The sequence below is a fragment of the Pseudomonas sp. A39 genome (assembly GCF_058145955.1).
The window spans coordinates 94,276-110,742 of the sequence record NZ_JBYVMD010000008.1 but is presented as its reverse complement, the minus strand read 5'-3'; the positions used below and the strand labels follow the sequence as shown (position 1 = coordinate 110,742).

The following is a 16,467-nucleotide window of genomic DNA, read 5'->3' as shown; positions in this document are numbered from 1 at the left end:
GCTGCGGCGGACCTCAAAAAAGCGCTCGCTGGCGTGGCTAGGTTCAACCTTAGCACTTCGGAACTGGAGGAGAAGAACCGCAGCCTTCAAGGGGTCGCAGATCAGCACGACTACCGGTTCATAGAGAACAAGAGGCTCCTGGGCGAGCTTAGAATACTCGCCGCGACACAGTACTGACGTATGCTTGGAAATTACACAGCGCCGCCGTCATCCTCTAATCTTTCAATACCCGTTTGACCGCATCACAAAATCTAGACACAGCCAATAAGATCAACGCAGCCACGCTCAACCATATAGTCCTTTATGGTTTTGCCTCGATTATCCACTACAGAGGGATCTGCCCCGCGCTCAAGAAGCGCAAGAAATGCACGGCTATCTTTTGATTTCTCATAGTGGCTGAAGGCATACATCAACGGGGTGGTACCGTTATAGCCAGAAACCGAAATGCCTGCTCCTTCACCCAAAAGCAGTTCAATAGCGGGAGCACTGCCGGAGTAAGCGGCGATAATCAGCGCACTCCACCCCTTGCTGTTCCTAAGATCAAGGTCATCAATAAACTCAAGCGCGCCCTTGATTCCTGCAACATCTCCATGCGCCGAGGCGTCCCAAAGCGCTGGATAATAGTCCTTGATCATCAACAGATCGTAGTCGATCGTCGACACAATAATTCCTGCCTCAGTATCGCTGATTACTGATCCGGGCTTAAGATTGCTTTTGCTCTCGAGAATTACAGCCCCATCAATCTGCCACGAGCCGAAGCTAGGCATTTGATACTCCCTAAAAGTAAACGCCCTTAACTGATTTGCAACTTCAAATGCGCACTTTCTGAAGTCAATCGAAAGAGCTGAGTAGTTAATGGCGGACTTGGAGTAATATGACGCCCCGAAGCTAGGCTGTTCGTAGCATACAAAATCGCCACTAAGTACTGATGAAATACTGCCCAAGAATAATTCTTTCGCAGCAGACAAATATTTAAAATATAAATCCCTAGCATTGTCTGAGAAGCTAATATCGAAGCTAAGCTGACTGATGATACTGCCAGTATCTATTCCAGAATCAATTCTGTGCAGCGTAACGCCTGACTCTGTTTCCCCATGCAAAAGTGGAAGTGCAGAGGTATACATTCCTTTATATTTAGGAAGCAGAGAAAAATGTATATTGTAAAGATCGGACGACTTAAATTTTTCAGGCTTTATAATCTCTGCAAATTCAAGTGAAATAAATATCAAATCTTCTACATCGTACAGATCACTAAGACTCACCTGCTGAATGTTTTCCGACAAAGCATACTTTCTAAAAGATGGCTGCCAACCATCAACCCCATTATCGGTTTCATTTGGTATGAACACTATTTTTAGATCAGGATGATTTTTTATAAAATAGCGCAGACCGTCTACTGCTATATTATTTTTTCCAGCAATACAAATAGTACGCATAACCTACAGGGCTTCCTTGGCTAAAATACATTCCTGAACATGAAAGCTTTCGTCGTCGCGCACACGAGATAAAACATCCGAAGGGGTGGATTTGTTCATTACCACGGCCCCCCGAACAACCTCATCGCTAGATAGAGAAAGCTCTCTCAAGTCGCCCGAGGTCGTATCCGGGTCGCTGGCAGCTCGAAAGGCCAGATGAGATAAATTTATTGCTTTTTTCGCGTCCATTTGTAACGGATCCAAAAGTTCCTTGTATCAAGCATTGTACATAAAAAATCTCATCTCTTCCCCTTGCGCCCTCCTGGTCGCATCTTTGACTGAATAAAAACCTCACAGGGAGTCCGGACGATTAATGCTCTATGGCATTGTAGGACTGCTCGCAGCTCGCTTCTCTGATCAGGGCTTGATCAGCAGTTGCTGCCAGTTCGCCCACTCGTTGGTCAGCGCACTTAAGCACGTCGGCAAACACCATGACGGCGCAGGCTGCTGACACTACGGGTAGTTGCGTCGGCGGCCTCATGCAAGCTGCCAGACTCGCGATTAGCGGCAACGACAGCAACCGTAGCGGTGTCTGGAACACCTTGTGATTGACTGTAGACGAGCTTGTTCTTTGACACGTTCTACTGCCTTTTTTACCGCGTTTTCGCTTGCGGCGGCGGCGTCTCGATCGCTCCACCTAGCCTTCAAATCATCGTCCTTGACGGATAGCCAAAGGTGATAGGCGCCGAACAACGTACCGGCCACCAATGTTAGAGCAGCGATATACGGGAGCGCCTCACAGTGGTTACCCCAGCAGCATCGGTTGGCTGGCTAGGTCAAGACCAAGCGCATCCCCGCAAACCTTGAATTTCGCCCGGCCGGTGATCTGGATTAGGCCAAGGCCACGGTACTTGGAGCCATCGCCAGCGACGGTATTGCCCAGGTCCTCGCGCCCTTCGTAGGCGGCCTGCGAGGCGGTCGCCCCCCCCCCCCCCCAGATATCACGCACGTAGCGCAACTGGCCGGACTCGTGCTAATGCTAGATCTGGGCGACGAACGCGGCAACGAGCAATCGCGTGACGATCCCGTACTTGCCCATAGCGGAATTCAGCACAGGAACAAAAACGCCGGCTTAGCGGCTGACGCTCGTGAGGATCTGAAGCAACTGCTGCTCGGTGATAGGCATACTTTTCTCCAAGCAAAAAATACCCGCTGATGGCGGGTGTCTGTGTTTTCAGCTCGGAGCGACCGGGCGCTTGGCTTCGCCAGGAAAATCGGAGTTAGCCTACCTCCACACACGCAGGGCCTGCCAATCGCCGAGCATTTCAATCGTCTCGTTTATCAGCTTCATTTCGTCCCTCAGACTTCCTGTCTCGAACTGTCAATTGCCCTCATGCCTAAGAATTACATGATGCAGTTCCAAGCACCTCCGATCAGTGCGAAGCCTAAGGCTAAGCACCTTGACACACAGATTTTTGTCTTAGATTGCGAAACGAATTCTCAAATCCCAGGCAATAAAAAACCCCGTAAACGTTAATCTACGGGGCTTTCAAGAGTGGAGGCCGAGGTCGGAATCGAACCGGCGTAGGCGGATTTGCAATCCGCTGCATAACCATTTTGCTACTCGGCCTCAAACGATCAATGCCCCAACTGCTGGCACTCACCGCATAAAAATTTGAGTGGGCTGTACAACCCTGTCTCTACTCTAACTCATTGAATACATTGAAGTTTTTAATGCTTCATTGCGTTCGATGGGCGCCATTATGTACGTATTTACCAACGCGTGCAACCCCTTGATTTCAAAAATATTTCGTAATGCCATCAAGGGGTTGCGCGTCTGCCCTACTCCTTGATGCGCAGTTGCTGGTACTGCGGGTCGGCCTTGATTTGGGCTTCGGTGAACGGCAGCGGGCTGAGTTTTTTCTGGGAGAACGCTTGGGTCTGGTCGTTGGAATGCGCGGAGGCCGGGTTCGTGGACTCGGAGAACGCAAGTACGCCTTGGGCATGCGGGCCCTGGTCGTCGAAGGTGACGATTTGCAGGTAGCTGCTGCCGCTGACCACTTCGCGCTTGCCGTCGGCGCGGGGCACGGTTTGCATGGCGTTGTAGATTCCCAGTTCCTGCGGGCCACCGTGGATTGGGGTTTGGCCGGAGACTTGGATATCGCCCCATGTGCTGTCGGCAGTCAGGCCCAGTTTTTCGACGTCGGCAGTAGAGGCCAGCATGGCTTCGCGCAGCGCTTTCGCCACGGGTGCGCGGTCGATCGCAAGGCCGCGTGGGGTGGTGAGCGGCTGGGCCGGGTCGAAGGCGACGCGCCAGGCGTCGGGGATTTGCTGCAGCTGTTGTACCAGGTTGATGAAGTGCACGAGGCCTATGCCGCTGTCGAGGTTGGCGCGTTGGTCCCAGTTTTTCAGGCTGGTGCACAGGGGTTGCAGGGCGGTGGCGTCGGCGCCGAGGTGCTTGGCGCAGAAATCGAGCAGGTCGGGCATGACTTGGCCGGCCAAGTACACCTCGTTGTCCATCACCATGTTTTGCAGGTCGGTGACGCTGATCGGTTTTTGCAGGGATTGCAGGCGCTGCAGGGCAAAACGCGCGCGCGGGCCAAGGCCGATGTGGTCCTGGCTGATTACCGGGGAGAAGCCCGTGAGCGGCGCCTTCGGGTTGGCCAGCCACGCCGAGTCGTTGGAATGTTGGACGTAGTCGGTGCGTTGCAGTTGCGGCAGTTGGTCGGCCGCGAAGATCCCAGGCTGGGCCGCGCGCGGGTCGATGTCCCAGGCGCAGGCGCTGTGTGCACCGTCGAGCAGGATCAGTTGCAGGCCGGCACGCGGGTCGCTGCACTGCGCCAGTTTGGCCGCGCTGACGTTGGGCACCACCGACTGGTTCATGTACAGGCTCTGGCCCTGGTCATCCGCGGCCAGGGTGTTGACCCACGGGATGCCTTGCAGGGTGTGCACCGAGGTTTTCAGTTCATTGAGGCTGGTGGCGCGGTTCATCGCGTACCACTGTTGCAGCACGCGGTCATTGCCCAGGTTGGCGTCGCGCAGGCTGAAGGCGTAGTGGCTGTCCCAGTCGAGCTTGCCCGGCCATTGCACCACCGGGCCGAATGGCGAGCTGTAGACGGTGTGCGACTGGTCCTTGAGGCTGCCATCCGCTTGCTTGACCTGCACGTTCACCGTGGTTTTATCCAGCGGCACCGACTTGCCATCAAGCATATAGCGCGTGGGGTCCTTGGGATCCAGGGTCAGGCGGTACAGCGTGAAGTGCTTGGACGTATCCACCGTATGGGTCCACGCCACATGCTGGTTAAAGCCGATATTGATGACCGGCAGGCCCGGCAACGCAGCGCCCATCACATCCAGCTGACCGGGGATGGTCAGGTGCATCTGATAAAAGCGCATGCCGCCTACCCACGGGAAATGCGGGTTCGCCAATAGCATGCCGCGCCCGTTGAACGAGCGATCACGCCCCACCGCCACCGCGTTACTGCCGCGATCGAAGGCGAAGCGCTGCTGGTTGGCGGCCGCGAGCTCAAAGGCCTTGGCGTTGCGCGTCACAGAGGCTGTCGCTTGAGGTGGCGTCGCGCCGACCAGGGCTTCGGCGAATTGCCCCACGCCACCCTCTACCAGCAACCTACGGGTCAATTTGACCAAGTCCTCAGCCACCAATGGCCGCACCCAGGCCGCCTGGCACTGTGCCGGGGCGCCCTGCTCTTTCAGGTAACGGTTGTAGCCGGCCACATAGCCTTCGATACGCTGCTGGATCTGCGGGCTCTGCGCTTTCCAGAACGCGGCGACCGCATCCGGCGGGTTGAGCCAGTTGAAGAACACATCGCTGGCCAGGTTGTTGCGCTCTTCCAGGGTCGCCTGTTCGGGGCCGAAGAACCGGGCACGCTGCCCATTCACCGTGACGACTTCATTGGCCAGCAGGCACAGGTTGTCCTGGGCGTAGGCGTAGCCAATGCCGAAGCCCAAGCCACGCTCATCACTGGCGCGGATATGCGGCACGCCGTAACTGGTACGACGGATATCCGCCGACGCTTGCGTCACCTGCTCCCGCGCTGTGGCAGCCAGGCTCAACCCCAGCAATACCCCGGCCACACACACCCTGGACAACCCATTGGAAATAATCACGCAGACTCCACCGTCAGATTTAACCGCCTCACATGGGGCAATAACCCCACCGTAAGAACGCAAACCACCGGGAATAATTTAGCGTGGAGGGAGAGTTAGTTGGGGCCGCGCGGATGTGACAAAACGGATACCGACGAAATTTCTACATCCTTCACTTCATGATTTCGCTCGCTCGTTCGTCTTATTAACTAAGAGCGCTCATTTTTTCCTGATCAGGCTCTGAAAAGGAGTTTTTGCATGTACAACCCGCAAGTGCCCACGGATGGACATTCATCGGCTGCCGAGGCCAGTTTCGGCAGCGGTACACAAGCATTCGGCAAAGTGCCCGAACAGCAAGGCAACCAGCGTATCCGCCATTTGCTCAAGTGTTTTGGCTTGCGCACCAGCCTGATCCGGCTGAAGGTCATCGACGCCCTGCTCACCGCCGCCGACAACCAGCGCACCCTGGGTGTGCGCGGCGTACACAGCCATTTATTAGAGCTGGGTATCCCGCTGTCGTTTCTCAGCGTGCGCGAGGTGCTCAAGCGCCTGTGCAGCGAGGGCGTGATCACCCTCAATGCGGATAAAAGCTACAGCCTCCATGAAGAGGCTGCCAAGGTACTCGAAGGTCGCGCCTGATGGGCGCCCTGTCGCTTAGAGCTTGACCTTGCGGCGCATGATGCCGTTGATCACCACCACGACCACTGCGACGGCAATGGCGATGGTCTGGAATGTCTTCTCGCTGATAACCCCGGTGTTCTGCAAATAGGACAGGCCAAACATCGTCGCCAGTACGGCCAGGGCAATCAGAATCGAGTACTTCAAACGCTGCTTTTGTGTCATGACGGGTTCCTGAACTTGAAGAATAGAGCCGGTGTGAATCGCCGGACCTGCGCGGCAGATAAGCGCCAGCACGTCAGGCAGGCGCTTATGTTACAGGCGATGAAAAACTTTGGCTCGACCAATCAGCCCGCATCCACCTCACGCCGTAACCCGGTACCGGGCTGGGCGCAAAGCGCTACCAGCCAATCCACAAATACCCGCACCCGCTGGGATAATTGGCGATGCGGCGGGTACAGCGCCGACAGTGCCATGGTTGGCACCTTCACCTGGGGCAATACTTCCACCAACGATCCCTCGGCCAATTGACGCATCGCGTGATAATGCGGCGCCTGTATCAAGCCGAACCCGGCCTCACACGCTGCGAAATAGCCGTCGGAACTGTTCACCGCCAAGCCCTTCGACAGGTTCACCGTGTGCAAGTGGCCGTCGACCTGGAACTCCAGGCCAAACCGTTTGCCACTGGCGCTGGAGACGTATTCGACCATCTGATGGTTGACCAGGTCATCAAGCGACGCGGGCACTCCCCTGCGCGCCAGATACTCCGGACTCGCCAGGGTCAGTTGATCCATCATCGCCAACGGCCGCGCCACCAGCGACTCGTCCAGCGCAAGGCCGCCACGCAGCACGCAATCCACACCCTCACGGATCAGGTTCACCGGGCGGTCGTTAAGGCCGACCTCCAGTTCGATCTGCGGGTAGCGCGCGGTGAACGCGGGCAAGGCAGGGATCACGATCAACCTTCCGATTCCCGAGGGCATGTCCACGCTCAACGTGCCGCGTGGGTTCTGCCGCCGGGTGGAAAAGACCGCCTCGGTTTCTTCCAGGTCGGTCAGCAGTTGCACGCAACGTTGGTAATACGCCGCACCGTCCAGCGTCGGGCTGACTTGCCGCGTGGTGCGTTGCAACAGTTGCACGCCCAAGTGCGCTTCCAGCTGCTTGATCAGCACGGTCACCGACGCGCGCGGCAGTTGCAGGCTGTCGGCGGCCTTGGCGAAGCCACGCAGTTCGACGATGCGTGTGAACACGCGCATTGCGTTGAAACGGTCCAAAGGCAGCTCCTCGAACTGATTATTCAGATAATACGAATAGTGATAGTGCTTTTAGCCGGTTTATCCCGATTTTGTCGAGCGTGACAATGCAGGCCTTCCCACCCAAGGCGCTGAAACCATGCACACACGTCAACTCGGAACAAACGGCCCGCTCGTCTCCGCCATCGGCCTCGGCTGCATGGGCATGAGCGATTTCTACACACCCGGCAGCGACACCCGCGAAGCCACCGCGACCCTGCACCGTGCGCTGGAGTTGGGCATCAATTTTCTCGACACCGCCGACATCTACGGCCCGCACACCAATGAACAACTGATTGGCCAAGCCATCGCCGGCAAACGTGACCAGGTGTTCCTGGCCAGCAAGTTCGGGATTGTGCGCGATCCGGCACACCCGGCGCAGCGTGGCGTGAACGGCCGCCCCGACTACATCCGCGAGGCTATCAACGGCACGCTGCGACGCTTGGGCGTGGAGACCCTCGATCTGTATTACCAGCACCGCATCGACCCGGACGTCGCCATCGAAGAAACCGTCGGTGCCATGGCCGAGTTGGTCCAGCAGGGCAAAGTGCGCTACCTGGGCTTGAGCGAAGCCTCTGCCGCGACACTTGAACGCGCGCATAAGGTGCACCCGATCAGCGCGTTGCAAAGCGAGTACTCGCTGTGGAGCCGCGACCAGGAACACAACGGCTGTCTCGCCGCCTGCCGGCGCCTGGGCATCGCGTTCGTGCCCTACAGCCCGCTGGGCCGTGGTTTTCTAACCGGTGCGCTGAAAAGCCCGGATGACTTCGGTGCCGATGACTACCGTCGGTTCAGCCCGCGCTTCCAGGGTGAGAACTTTGGCAAAAACCTCGAACTGGTAAAGCAGGTACAAACGCTGGCAGCCGACAAAGGCGTGAGCGCCGGACAACTCGCGCTGGCCTGGGTGTTGGCGCAGGGTGACTTCATCATTCCGATACCCGGCACCAAGCAGCGCAGGTATCTGGAAGAAAACGCGGCGGCGGTGTCGATCTGCCTCAGCCAGGCAGAGCTCGCGGCACTGGAGGCGATCTTCCCCATCGAGGCAACAGCAGGCTTGCGCTACCCCGAGGCGGTAATGGCCATGCTGGATATCTGAATAAAATGCCAGTCAGTTAAGGGTGAGCACCGTACCTGTGGCGAGGGAGCTTGCTCCCGCTGGGTCGCGAAGCGGCCCCAGCTCTTTGTTTCAAAAGACTGGGACTGCTACGCAGTCCAGCGGGAGCAAGCGCCCTCGCCACGGGTGACTTTTCGCTCTTGCTGCTTCTTAACTGACTGGCATTACCCGGCGCTCTTTTTTCTTGCACGACCGTACCTAAAGCTCCGCCCTCCCAAGCCGATAGCCCTACGAAGCTCTAACAAAGCCGCGTCGACAATAAACGCTTCGTAAGGACGACCTCATGCCCCCACTGCGCTCTATCCAAGCCCGCTATACCCTGTTCCTGGTGCTGTTCGTCCTGGTGTTATTTGTGTTGACCGTGGTGGGCATCGGCCAGTTGGTCGCGCCCACGCTGCGACAGACAGAAGAACAGGTGGTGCTCAACCGCATCGCCGAGGTCGCCGAGCAGATTCAGGGCGAACTGAACAAGGTTCAGTCCCAACAACGCACCATTACCCAGACCATCCCACTGCTCGACAGCGATGCCATCGACAAGGTCCTGCCCGGCCTGGTCGACCAGTACGGCGAGCTGAAAGTCTTCGGGGGCGGGATCTGGCCGTTGCCCAACCAGCGCACACCAGGGCGTAACAAACACAGCACGTTCTGGCACCGAGATGCCTCGGGCAAGCTGGCGGTGAATACGTTCTGGAACAGCGACCCCGCGCCCAACTATTACGACCAGAGCTGGTACAAAGGCGGCTTGGCCTCGCCGCGCGGTCAATGTGCCTGGGCGGCCGCCTACAAGGACGACGCCAGCCAGGAGCCGCGCACCAACTGCGCCATGGCCATCCAGCGCGACGGCGTGCCTTATGGTGTCGCGACCATCGACGTGACCCTGGGCTTCTTCAATGACCTGGTGGCCAGTAAAGAGAAAGACATCGGCGGGCAAATGCTGATCGTCGAAGGTGACGGCAAGATCATCAGCAACAGCACCCGCATCAGCGGTCCGGTGGTGCTGAAGAACATCAGCGAACTCACCGGCACTTCGGCGTTTGCGGCCCAGGTCAGCAAAGCCCTGGCCCACCGCGACCAAGCGCTGCAACGCAACGAGTTCGACAACCAGGGCGTGGCCAGCACTTTTTACATGCGCCCTATCGGTGGCACGCCATGGTTCCTCGCCACCGCCCTGCCCACCTCACTGATTACCGCCCAGCGTGATGACGTACTGGGCACCTTGGCCTTGCTGCAAATCCCTATGGTCCTGCTGCTGGTGCTGCTCGCCGCGTATGCGATCCGCCAACTGGTGCAGCGCATGAAGTCGTTGAAAACCAATATCGACGCACTGTCCGCCGGCGATGCCGACCTGACCCGCCGCATCACCATCCGTGCCGAAGACGAATTGGGCGCCATCGGCCACTCGGTGAACCGCTTTATTGTCTACCTGCAGAACATGATCGGCGAAGTCACCCAAGCCACCGGCGCCATGTCGTCAAGCCTTGAGCAACTACAGCGGACGTCGGCGCACACCAACCAGATCCTGGTACGGCATGCCTCGGAAACCGACCAGACCGTCACCGCCATCACCGAAATGAGCTCCACCGCCGACACCGTTGCGCAAAACGCCGCCGAAACCGCAGCGTTCACCCAGCGCGCCAACGAACACGCCGACCGTTCCCGCGTGGTCGTCGGTGAAGCCTCCAACAGTGTCAGCGCGTTGATTGGCGAAGTGTCCAGTGCGACCCACAGCGTGGAAAACATGCGCCAGGATGCCGCGCGCATCACCGAAACCCTCGGCGTGATCGGCGCAATCGCCGGCCAGACCAACCTGCTTGCCCTCAACGCCGCGATTGAAGCGGCGCGTGCCGGTGAGCAAGGCCGTGGTTTTGCGGTGGTGGCCGATGAAGTCCGCGCGCTGGCCGCACGCACGCAGGCCAGCACGTCACAGATCAACGAAATGCTCACCCGCCTGACGGCTGGCGTGAGTTCCTCGGTCGCCGCGATGGAAAACACCCAGGCCAGCTGCCAGTCGGCCGCGGATGCCACGGCGCGGGTGAACACCGGGTTGGATGAAATGGCCGGCTCGGTCAGCCACATCAATAACCTCAGCACCCAGATCGCCACGGCCGCCGAGCAGCAGAGCGCGGTGACCGAGGAGATCAACCGCAGCATGGTGCAGATCCGACAAATGGTCGAAGAGTTGGTGCAGAGCGGCCATGCCACTGAAACCAATACTCAAAGCCTGCTGGACGCGAATGGTCGGGTAATTGCGTTGATGGGTCGATTCAAGGTGCAGTGATAAACGGCTGAAACACTCCCGTGCAATGTGCGGGAGTGGGACTATTCTGACAGTTCAAGGTGATTACTACTGCCACACAGGAGGTGTGCCATGCGCGCAGCCGAGCAGTCGGTCCGCTTGGAGCGGATCAGTCAGGAACGCTTTATCCAGGCCCCCATCGACGCCGTTTATGACTACGTGACCCAACCGGATCGCTGGCACGAATGGCACCCCACCTCCCTCAGCGCCGATACGGGCACCACCGGTTCACTCCCGCCCGGCGCACGTTTCACCGAGTTCATCGATTTGCTGGGTGTGCGTGTGCCCATGAGTTACCGCGTGCAGATCGCGCGGCGCCCCGGCGAATTCAAGACCGTGTTCACTTCCCTGGCCGTCGACGGCTCGATTCACTACTTCCTGTTACCCCATCAAGGCGGCACGCTGTTCAAGCGTGTATTGACCTATGAAACCGAATTGCAATTGGCCACCTTGCATGAACGCATGATTGAACTGTCGGCGGTCGCCCTCGGCCAGCTCAAGCATCGCCTGGAAAACCCACCTCTCGTATAATTTGGAAACATTACCGCCACACACCCCCCTCGGTGGAGACTGGCTTGCCTGCGCTGACGTCGTCATGATCGCCTGCATCCTGACGACGTTCACCGACCGACGAGCCCCACCATGAAAACCCGATTGCGATTGGCCCTGCTTTCAACCCTCTTCACCGCCACCCTGGCCCAGGCTGCCGACCTGATCCCCATTGACGTGCACCGCGACGCCAACTGCGGTTGCTGCAAAAAATGGATCAGCCACCTGGAAAGCAACGGTTTCAAGGTCAATGACCACGTCGAAACCGACATGAGTGCGGTCAAACAACGCCTGGGCGTGGCGCCGCGCCTGGGCTCCTGCCATACCGCCGTGATCGACGGCAAATTCGTCGAAGGCCATGTGCCAGCCGAACAAGTGCTGGCCTTGCGCAAACGCAACGACCTGCTGGGCGTCGCCGCGCCGGGCATGCCCATGGGCTCGCCCGGCATGGAGGTGGAGGGCCGAAGCGAGGCCTATCAAGTCATCGGCCTGACCCGTGAAGGCAAAGATGTGGTGGTGGCGCAATACCCGGCACAATGATCGCGGGCTACCTGGGGTTGTTTTTCGCGGCGTTTGGCGCCGCGACATTATTACCCCTGCAATCGGAAGCGGTACTGGTCGGCCTGCTCCTCAGCGGCCATTACAGCCTGTGGCTGTTGCTGGGCATTGCCACGTTGGGCAATGTGCTGGGCTCAGTGGTGAACTGGTGGCTGGGCCGCTGGGTGGAGCACTTCAAGCAACGGCGCTGGTTTCCCATCAACGACAAGCAACTGGAAAAAGCCCGCAACCATTACGAGCGCTGGGGGCATTGGACGTTGCTGCTCAGTTGGCTGCCGATCATTGGCGACCCGCTGACACTGGTGGCCGGGGTGATGCGCGAGCCACTGTGGCGATTCCTGCTACTGGTGACCCTGGCCAAAGGCCTGCGTTATGGCGTGCTCGCGGCGATCACCTTGCAGTGGGTGTTAATCCCCACTTAATCGTCTCGCAACAGCATCCGAATACCCTTCTCGGAGCCCAGCCAATGCCTCTGATCCGCGCTTTTTGTATCGCCGGCCTGCTCACAGCCACTGCCGCCCCGGTGTTCGCCGCGACCTACGGTCCCGAACTGCAAGGCTTCGAATACCCCTATCCGCTCAAGCATTTCGCGTTTCAATCCCAGGGCAAGTCCTTGCAAATGGGCTATATGGACGTCCCCGCCAAAGGTCAGGCCAACGGTCGCAGCGTGGTGCTGATGCACGGCAAGAACTTCTGCGGCGCCACCTGGGAAGGTTCGATCAAGGCCTTGAGCGACGCCGGCTACCGGGTGATCGCGCCGGACCAGATCGGATTCTGCAGTTCCAGCAAGCCCGATCATTACCAGTACAGCTTCCAGCAATTGGCGCTTAACACCCACCAACTGCTGGAAAAGCTCGGCGTTCAAAAGGCCACCCTCCTCGGCCATTCCACCGGCGGCATGCTCGCCACGCGCTACGCACTCATGTACCCCGAGCAAACCGAACAGCTGGCGATGGTCAACCCGATCGGCCTGGAAGACTGGAAAGCGTTGGGCGTGCCCTCGCTCAGCGTTGACCAGTGGTATGAGCGGGAGCTGAAGGTCAGCGCCGAAGGCATTCGCAACTACCAACTCAACACCTATTATGTCGGGCGCTGGAAGCCGGAGTACGAGCGGTGGGTGGACATGTACGCCGGCCTGAGCAACGGCCCCGGGCATACGCAGGTGGCATGGAACTCGGCGTTGATTTACGACATGATCTTCACCCAGCCGGTGTACTACGAGTTCAAGGACCTGCAGATGCCCACGCTGCTGCTGATCGGCACCTCGGACAACACTGCCATCGGCAAAGACATCGCGCCGCCGGCGGTCAAGGCCACGCTTGGCGATTATGCCGTGCTGGGCAAGCAGGTGGCCAAGCTGATCCCCCATGCAACCCTGGTGGAATTCCCGGGCCTTGGGCACGCGCCGCAAATGGAAGAACCCGCCCAGTTTCACAAGGCACTGTTGCAGGGCCTTAACGCCCTTTAGTCCAACCTTTTTCGAGGCACTCGTGAATGTCGGTACAGATCGCAGTCATTGATGATTGGCAGAATGTGGCCAGTGGCGTGGTGGATTGGTCGGTCCTTGCGGCCGTGGGCCAGGTGCATTTCCTGCACGATTACCCGGCGGATACCGCCACCATGATCGAGCGCTTGCAGGGCTTCGAGGTCATTTGTGTGATGCGTGAGCGTTCTACCTTCGACAAAGCCCTGCTGCAAGGCCTGCCCGCGCTTAAATTGCTGGTGACCGGCGGCATGCGCAACGCCGCGATCGACATTCCCGCGGCCAAGGCCTTGGGTATCCAGGTCTGTGGCACCGACAGCTATAAACACGCGGCGCCGGAATTGACCTGGGCGTTGATCATGGCTTCCACGCGTGACCTGGTGGCTGAAGCCCATTCGCTGCGCGCCGGCCACTGGCAGATCGGCCTGGGCGGCGATCTGTATGGCAAGACCCTGGGGATTCTCGGGCTGGGCAGTATCGGCCAGAAAGTCGCGCAGTTTGCCCAGGTGTTCGGCATGCGTGTCATTGCCTGGAGTGAAAACCTCACCCCGGAACGGGCCGCCGAGTCAGGCGTGACGTGGGTCAGCAAGCAAGCCTTGTTCGAACAGGCGGACATTCTCACCGTGCACCTGGTGCTCAGTGACCGCACCCGTGGCTTGGTGGACGCGCAAGCGCTGGGCTGGATGAAGCCCAGCGCGCGCCTGGTCAACACCGCGCGGGGGCCGATAGTGGATGAGCAGGCGCTGGTGCAGGCCCTCGAAAGCGGCCGCCTGGCCGGTGCGGCGCTGGACGTGTATGCCCAAGAGCCGCTGCCCGCGGATCATCCCTTCCGCCGCTTGCCAACGGTACTGGCCACCCCGCACGTGGGCTACGTGAGCGAGCAGAATTACCGGCAGTTCTACGCGCAAATGATCGAAGACATTCAAGCCTGGGCGAACGGCGCGCCCATTCGCACCCTCGGCTAACGCACCAATGTAGTGAGTGGGCTTGCCCCACGCTGGGGCGCGAAGCGGCCCCAAAACCAAACACCTCGGTGGCACTCATTGCACCGAGTACGCCTTATGAGGAGCGCTTCGCACTCCGACGCGGGACAAGCCCGCTCACTACAGACAGCTTCCCCACTACAGCGGCATAACGTTAAAAGTATTTTGTCCTACAAAATCCTCTCGAAAACCCTACAGGCTCTAGGATATGTCCTAGACTGATGACCGATGGGTCCGTTTCAAAACAAAAGCCCCGCGAAAAAATCGAAACTTTACAACTCTGCCATAGGTCAGGTTTAGGGTAAGGCGCGCACATGCGGTTCATACCAGATGCCGTCTATCCATTCTTTTTGAGCTAACCGTGCAACTGGCATACGCCTTGCCCCAACTATTCAAAGGGCGTTATGCGCTTGCGCCTGGCCGCAGGATGCGGTCATCGGAGCTAGTGGCAGCGGGCCATTAGCCGACCAACACGTGGAGAGAACTATGATCAGTGCCGCTGCAAGTATTCAGGGAGAGCGTGTTAGTCAGCCAGTTGGCGGGTCGACCTCTTTGGTTGACCTCAACACGGTGCGGCCGGTCCCGAGTCACAATCCCAATCGCAAGAAAGTCCTGTTTGTCACCTCCGAATTCGCCGATCTGGTGAAAACCGGCGGCCTGGGCGATGTGTCCGCTGCCCTGCCCCGCGCCATGGCCCACCTGCACGATGTGCGGGTGCTGATCCCTGGCTATCCGCAGGTAATGGAGAGCGACAACCCGATCCATATCATCGGTGAGCTGGGCGGCCACGCTGCGCTGCCGCCGTGCAAGATCGGGCGGATGGACCTCAAGGACGGCCTGGTCATCTATGTACTGATCTGCCCCGAGCTCTACGAGCGTGAAGGTACACCCTACGGCGCCAACAACGGCCGCGACTGGCCGGACAACCATATCCGTTTCGCCCGCCTGGGCCTGGCCGCCGCTGACATGGCTGCCAACCTGGCGCAGATCCACTGGTGCCCGGACCTGGTGCACGCCCACGACTGGCCCGCTGGCCTGGCACCGGCCTATATGCACTGGCGTGGGTCACGCACCCCGACCCTGTTCACCATCCATAACCTGGCGTATCAGGGCGTCGTCAGCCTGGCCTCCACGCCGGAACTGGGCATTCCACCCCACGCCTTGCAACAGGAAGGCATGGAGTTCTACGGCAAGATGTCGTTCCTCAAGGCCGGCATGGCGTATTCCAGCCATATCACCACCGTGAGCGCCACCTACGCCCAGGAAATCACTACGCCTGAATTCGGCTGCGGCCTGGATGGCTTTTTGGCCAGCAAGACCCAGCAAGGCTTGCTCAGCGGCATTCCCAACGGCATCGAAGACAGCTGGGAAACCTCCACCGACCCCCACCTAACGCACAACTTCAATATTGGCGATTGGGAAGGCAAGGCGGTGAACGCCGCGCAGGTGCGCAACCTGTTCGGCCTCCACGACTCGACGGGTCCGCTGTTCGCCGTGGTCTCGCGCCTGGTCTTCCAGAAAGGCCTGGACCTCACCGAAGCCGTTGCCAGCTTTATCGTCGAACAAGGCGGCCAGATCGCGATTATCGGCCGCGGTGAGCCTGAAGAAGAAAACGCCATGCGTGAACTGGCGCTGCGCTTCCCAGGCCAGATCGGCGTGCGCATCGGCTTCAACGAGACCGACGCCCGGCGCATGTTCGCCGGCAGCGATTTCCTGCTGATGCCGTCGCGTTACGAGCCCTGCGGCCTGAGCCAGATGTACGCCCAGCGCTTCGGTTCGCTGCCCGTCGCACGTAACACCGGTGGCTTGGCTGACACCATTGAAAACGGTGTCACCGGCTTCCTGTTCAATGAATCCACGGTCGACAGCTACAAAGAAGCCTTGAGCCGCGCGTTCAAGGTGTTTGCCTTCCCTGGCTTGCTCAACGCCATGCGCTGCCGGGCGATGACCCAACCGTTCAACTGGAGCCAGGCCGTGGAACCCTACGCCGAACTGTATGAGCAACTGGTGGCTAAAGCACTGGGGAAATCCGCTAAATAATCAAAGGGAGGT

Annotated in this window: 14 protein-coding genes, 1 tRNA gene and 2 pseudogenes; 10 read left to right on the top strand and 7 right to left on the bottom strand. The window is 58.9% G+C overall.

Annotation, left to right across the window (positions count from 1 at the left end):
• Positions 1 to 251 precede the first annotated feature (251 nt).
• The 5 genes and pseudogenes from AC3ZU9_RS08615 to pvdQ all read right to left on the bottom strand — a co-directional run bounded on the left by AC3ZU9_RS08615 (position 252) and on the right by pvdQ (position 5,543).
• On the bottom strand, positions 252 to 1,436 hold the full coding sequence (locus tag AC3ZU9_RS08615; protein WP_490090584.1) for a formyltransferase family protein: 1,185 nt from the start codon (positions 1,434 to 1,436) through the stop codon (positions 252 to 254).
• 3 nt (positions 1,437 to 1,439) lie between these two features.
• Positions 1,440 to 1,664: a hypothetical protein gene (locus AC3ZU9_RS08610; RefSeq protein ID WP_490090583.1), complete on the bottom strand. Its 225-nt coding sequence runs from the start codon at positions 1,662 to 1,664 to the stop codon at positions 1,440 to 1,442.
• 562 nt (positions 1,665 to 2,226) lie between these two features.
• Positions 2,227 to 2,601 (bottom strand): annotated as a pseudogene (locus tag AC3ZU9_RS08605) (glycoside hydrolase family 19 protein); the annotation flags it as partial.
• A gap of 370 nt (positions 2,602 to 2,971) precedes the next feature.
• A tRNA-Cys gene (locus AC3ZU9_RS08600) sits at positions 2,972 to 3,045 on the bottom strand.
• Positions 3,046 to 3,257: 212 nt separating this feature from the next.
• Entirely contained in the window at positions 3,258 to 5,543 is a 2,286-nt protein-coding gene (gene pvdQ, locus AC3ZU9_RS08595; protein WP_490090582.1) for a bifunctional acylase PvdQ, read from the bottom strand.
• 237 nt (positions 5,544 to 5,780) lie between these two features.
• Between pvdQ and AC3ZU9_RS08590 the strand changes: the two genes are divergently transcribed.
• Entirely contained in the window at positions 5,781 to 6,161 is a 381-nt protein-coding gene (locus tag AC3ZU9_RS08590) for a hypothetical protein (protein WP_012724513.1), read from the top strand.
• A gap of 15 nt (positions 6,162 to 6,176) precedes the next feature.
• Here AC3ZU9_RS08590 and AC3ZU9_RS08585 read toward each other — a convergent pair whose 3' ends face one another.
• Together AC3ZU9_RS08585 and AC3ZU9_RS08580 are read right to left on the bottom strand one after the other, a co-directional pair.
• The gene (locus AC3ZU9_RS08585) at positions 6,177 to 6,365 is read right to left on the bottom strand and encodes a hypothetical protein (protein WP_010210250.1); all 189 of its coding nucleotides are present in this window, start codon (positions 6,363 to 6,365) and stop codon (positions 6,177 to 6,179) included.
• Positions 6,366 to 6,487: 122 nt separating this feature from the next.
• Complete coding sequence (locus AC3ZU9_RS08580) at positions 6,488 to 7,414, bottom strand: LysR family transcriptional regulator (RefSeq protein ID WP_093546855.1); 927 nt, start codon at positions 7,412 to 7,414, stop codon at positions 6,488 to 6,490.
• A 118-nt stretch (positions 7,415 to 7,532) separates the two neighbouring features.
• On the opposite strand from AC3ZU9_RS08580, the gene AC3ZU9_RS08575 reads away from it, so the two are divergent.
• From AC3ZU9_RS08575 to glgA, 9 genes and pseudogenes are all read left to right on the top strand, one after another.
• Positions 7,533 to 8,528, top strand: coding sequence for an aldo/keto reductase (locus tag AC3ZU9_RS08575; RefSeq protein ID WP_490090581.1), 996 nt, complete (start codon positions 7,533 to 7,535; stop codon positions 8,526 to 8,528).
• Between the two features lie 301 nt (positions 8,529 to 8,829).
• Positions 8,830 to 9,963: pseudogene (locus AC3ZU9_RS08570) on the top strand (HAMP domain-containing protein); the annotation flags it as partial.
• Positions 9,964 to 9,978: 15 nt separating this feature from the next.
• A complete protein-coding gene (locus AC3ZU9_RS08565; RefSeq protein ID WP_371914036.1) occupies positions 9,979 to 10,824 on the top strand; it encodes a methyl-accepting chemotaxis protein in 846 nt (281 codons plus the stop codon).
• Positions 10,825 to 10,914: 90 nt separating this feature from the next.
• Positions 10,915 to 11,373 (top strand): SRPBCC family protein, encoded by a 459-nt coding sequence (locus AC3ZU9_RS08560; protein ID WP_012724517.1) that lies wholly within the window; start codon positions 10,915 to 10,917, stop codon positions 11,371 to 11,373.
• Between the two features lie 111 nt (positions 11,374 to 11,484).
• The gene (locus tag AC3ZU9_RS08555) at positions 11,485 to 11,931 is read left to right on the top strand and encodes a DUF411 domain-containing protein (RefSeq protein WP_012724518.1); all 447 of its coding nucleotides are present in this window, start codon (positions 11,485 to 11,487) and stop codon (positions 11,929 to 11,931) included.
• Positions 11,928 to 12,371: a YqaA family protein gene (locus tag AC3ZU9_RS08550; RefSeq protein WP_012724519.1), complete on the top strand. Its 444-nt coding sequence runs from the start codon at positions 11,928 to 11,930 to the stop codon at positions 12,369 to 12,371. The genes AC3ZU9_RS08555 and AC3ZU9_RS08550 overlap by 4 nt, the downstream gene beginning before the upstream one ends.
• A gap of 44 nt (positions 12,372 to 12,415) precedes the next feature.
• Positions 12,416 to 13,417 carry an alpha/beta fold hydrolase gene (locus AC3ZU9_RS08545; RefSeq protein WP_490090580.1) on the top strand — a complete coding sequence of 334 codons (1,002 nt, stop codon included), beginning with the start codon at positions 12,416 to 12,418 and terminating at the stop codon, positions 13,415 to 13,417.
• Between the two features lie 26 nt (positions 13,418 to 13,443).
• Positions 13,444 to 14,397 carry a D-2-hydroxyacid dehydrogenase family protein gene (locus tag AC3ZU9_RS08540; RefSeq protein ID WP_012724521.1) on the top strand — a complete coding sequence of 318 codons (954 nt, stop codon included), beginning with the start codon at positions 13,444 to 13,446 and terminating at the stop codon, positions 14,395 to 14,397.
• A gap of 504 nt (positions 14,398 to 14,901) precedes the next feature.
• Positions 14,902 to 16,455, top strand: coding sequence for a glycogen synthase GlgA (gene glgA, locus AC3ZU9_RS08535; RefSeq protein ID WP_080567197.1), 1,554 nt, complete (start codon positions 14,902 to 14,904; stop codon positions 16,453 to 16,455).
• The last annotated feature ends 12 nt before the right edge of the window (positions 16,456 to 16,467 follow it).

Coding starts and splice junctions, on each gene's coding strand:
- AC3ZU9_RS08540 (WP_012724521.1), top strand. CDS start 13,444: ATGTCGGTACAGATCGCAGTCATTGATGATTGGCAGAATGTGGCCAGT.
- AC3ZU9_RS08615 (WP_490090584.1), bottom strand. CDS start 1,436: ATGCGTACTATTTGTATTGCTGGAAAAAATAATATAGCAGTAGACGGT.
- AC3ZU9_RS08585 (WP_010210250.1), bottom strand. CDS start 6,365: ATGACACAAAAGCAGCGTTTGAAGTACTCGATTCTGATTGCCCTGGCC.
- AC3ZU9_RS08575 (WP_490090581.1), top strand. CDS start 7,533: ATGCACACACGTCAACTCGGAACAAACGGCCCGCTCGTCTCCGCCATC.
- glgA (WP_080567197.1), top strand. CDS start 14,902: ATGATCAGTGCCGCTGCAAGTATTCAGGGAGAGCGTGTTAGTCAGCCA.
- AC3ZU9_RS08590 (WP_012724513.1), top strand. CDS start 5,781: ATGTACAACCCGCAAGTGCCCACGGATGGACATTCATCGGCTGCCGAG.
- AC3ZU9_RS08550 (WP_012724519.1), top strand. CDS start 11,928: ATGATCGCGGGCTACCTGGGGTTGTTTTTCGCGGCGTTTGGCGCCGCG.
- AC3ZU9_RS08560 (WP_012724517.1), top strand. CDS start 10,915: ATGCGCGCAGCCGAGCAGTCGGTCCGCTTGGAGCGGATCAGTCAGGAA.
- AC3ZU9_RS08610 (WP_490090583.1), bottom strand. CDS start 1,664: ATGGACGCGAAAAAAGCAATAAATTTATCTCATCTGGCCTTTCGAGCT.
- AC3ZU9_RS08555 (WP_012724518.1), top strand. CDS start 11,485: ATGAAAACCCGATTGCGATTGGCCCTGCTTTCAACCCTCTTCACCGCC.
- AC3ZU9_RS08565 (WP_371914036.1), top strand. CDS start 9,979: ATGATCGGCGAAGTCACCCAAGCCACCGGCGCCATGTCGTCAAGCCTT.
- AC3ZU9_RS08545 (WP_490090580.1), top strand. CDS start 12,416: ATGCCTCTGATCCGCGCTTTTTGTATCGCCGGCCTGCTCACAGCCACT.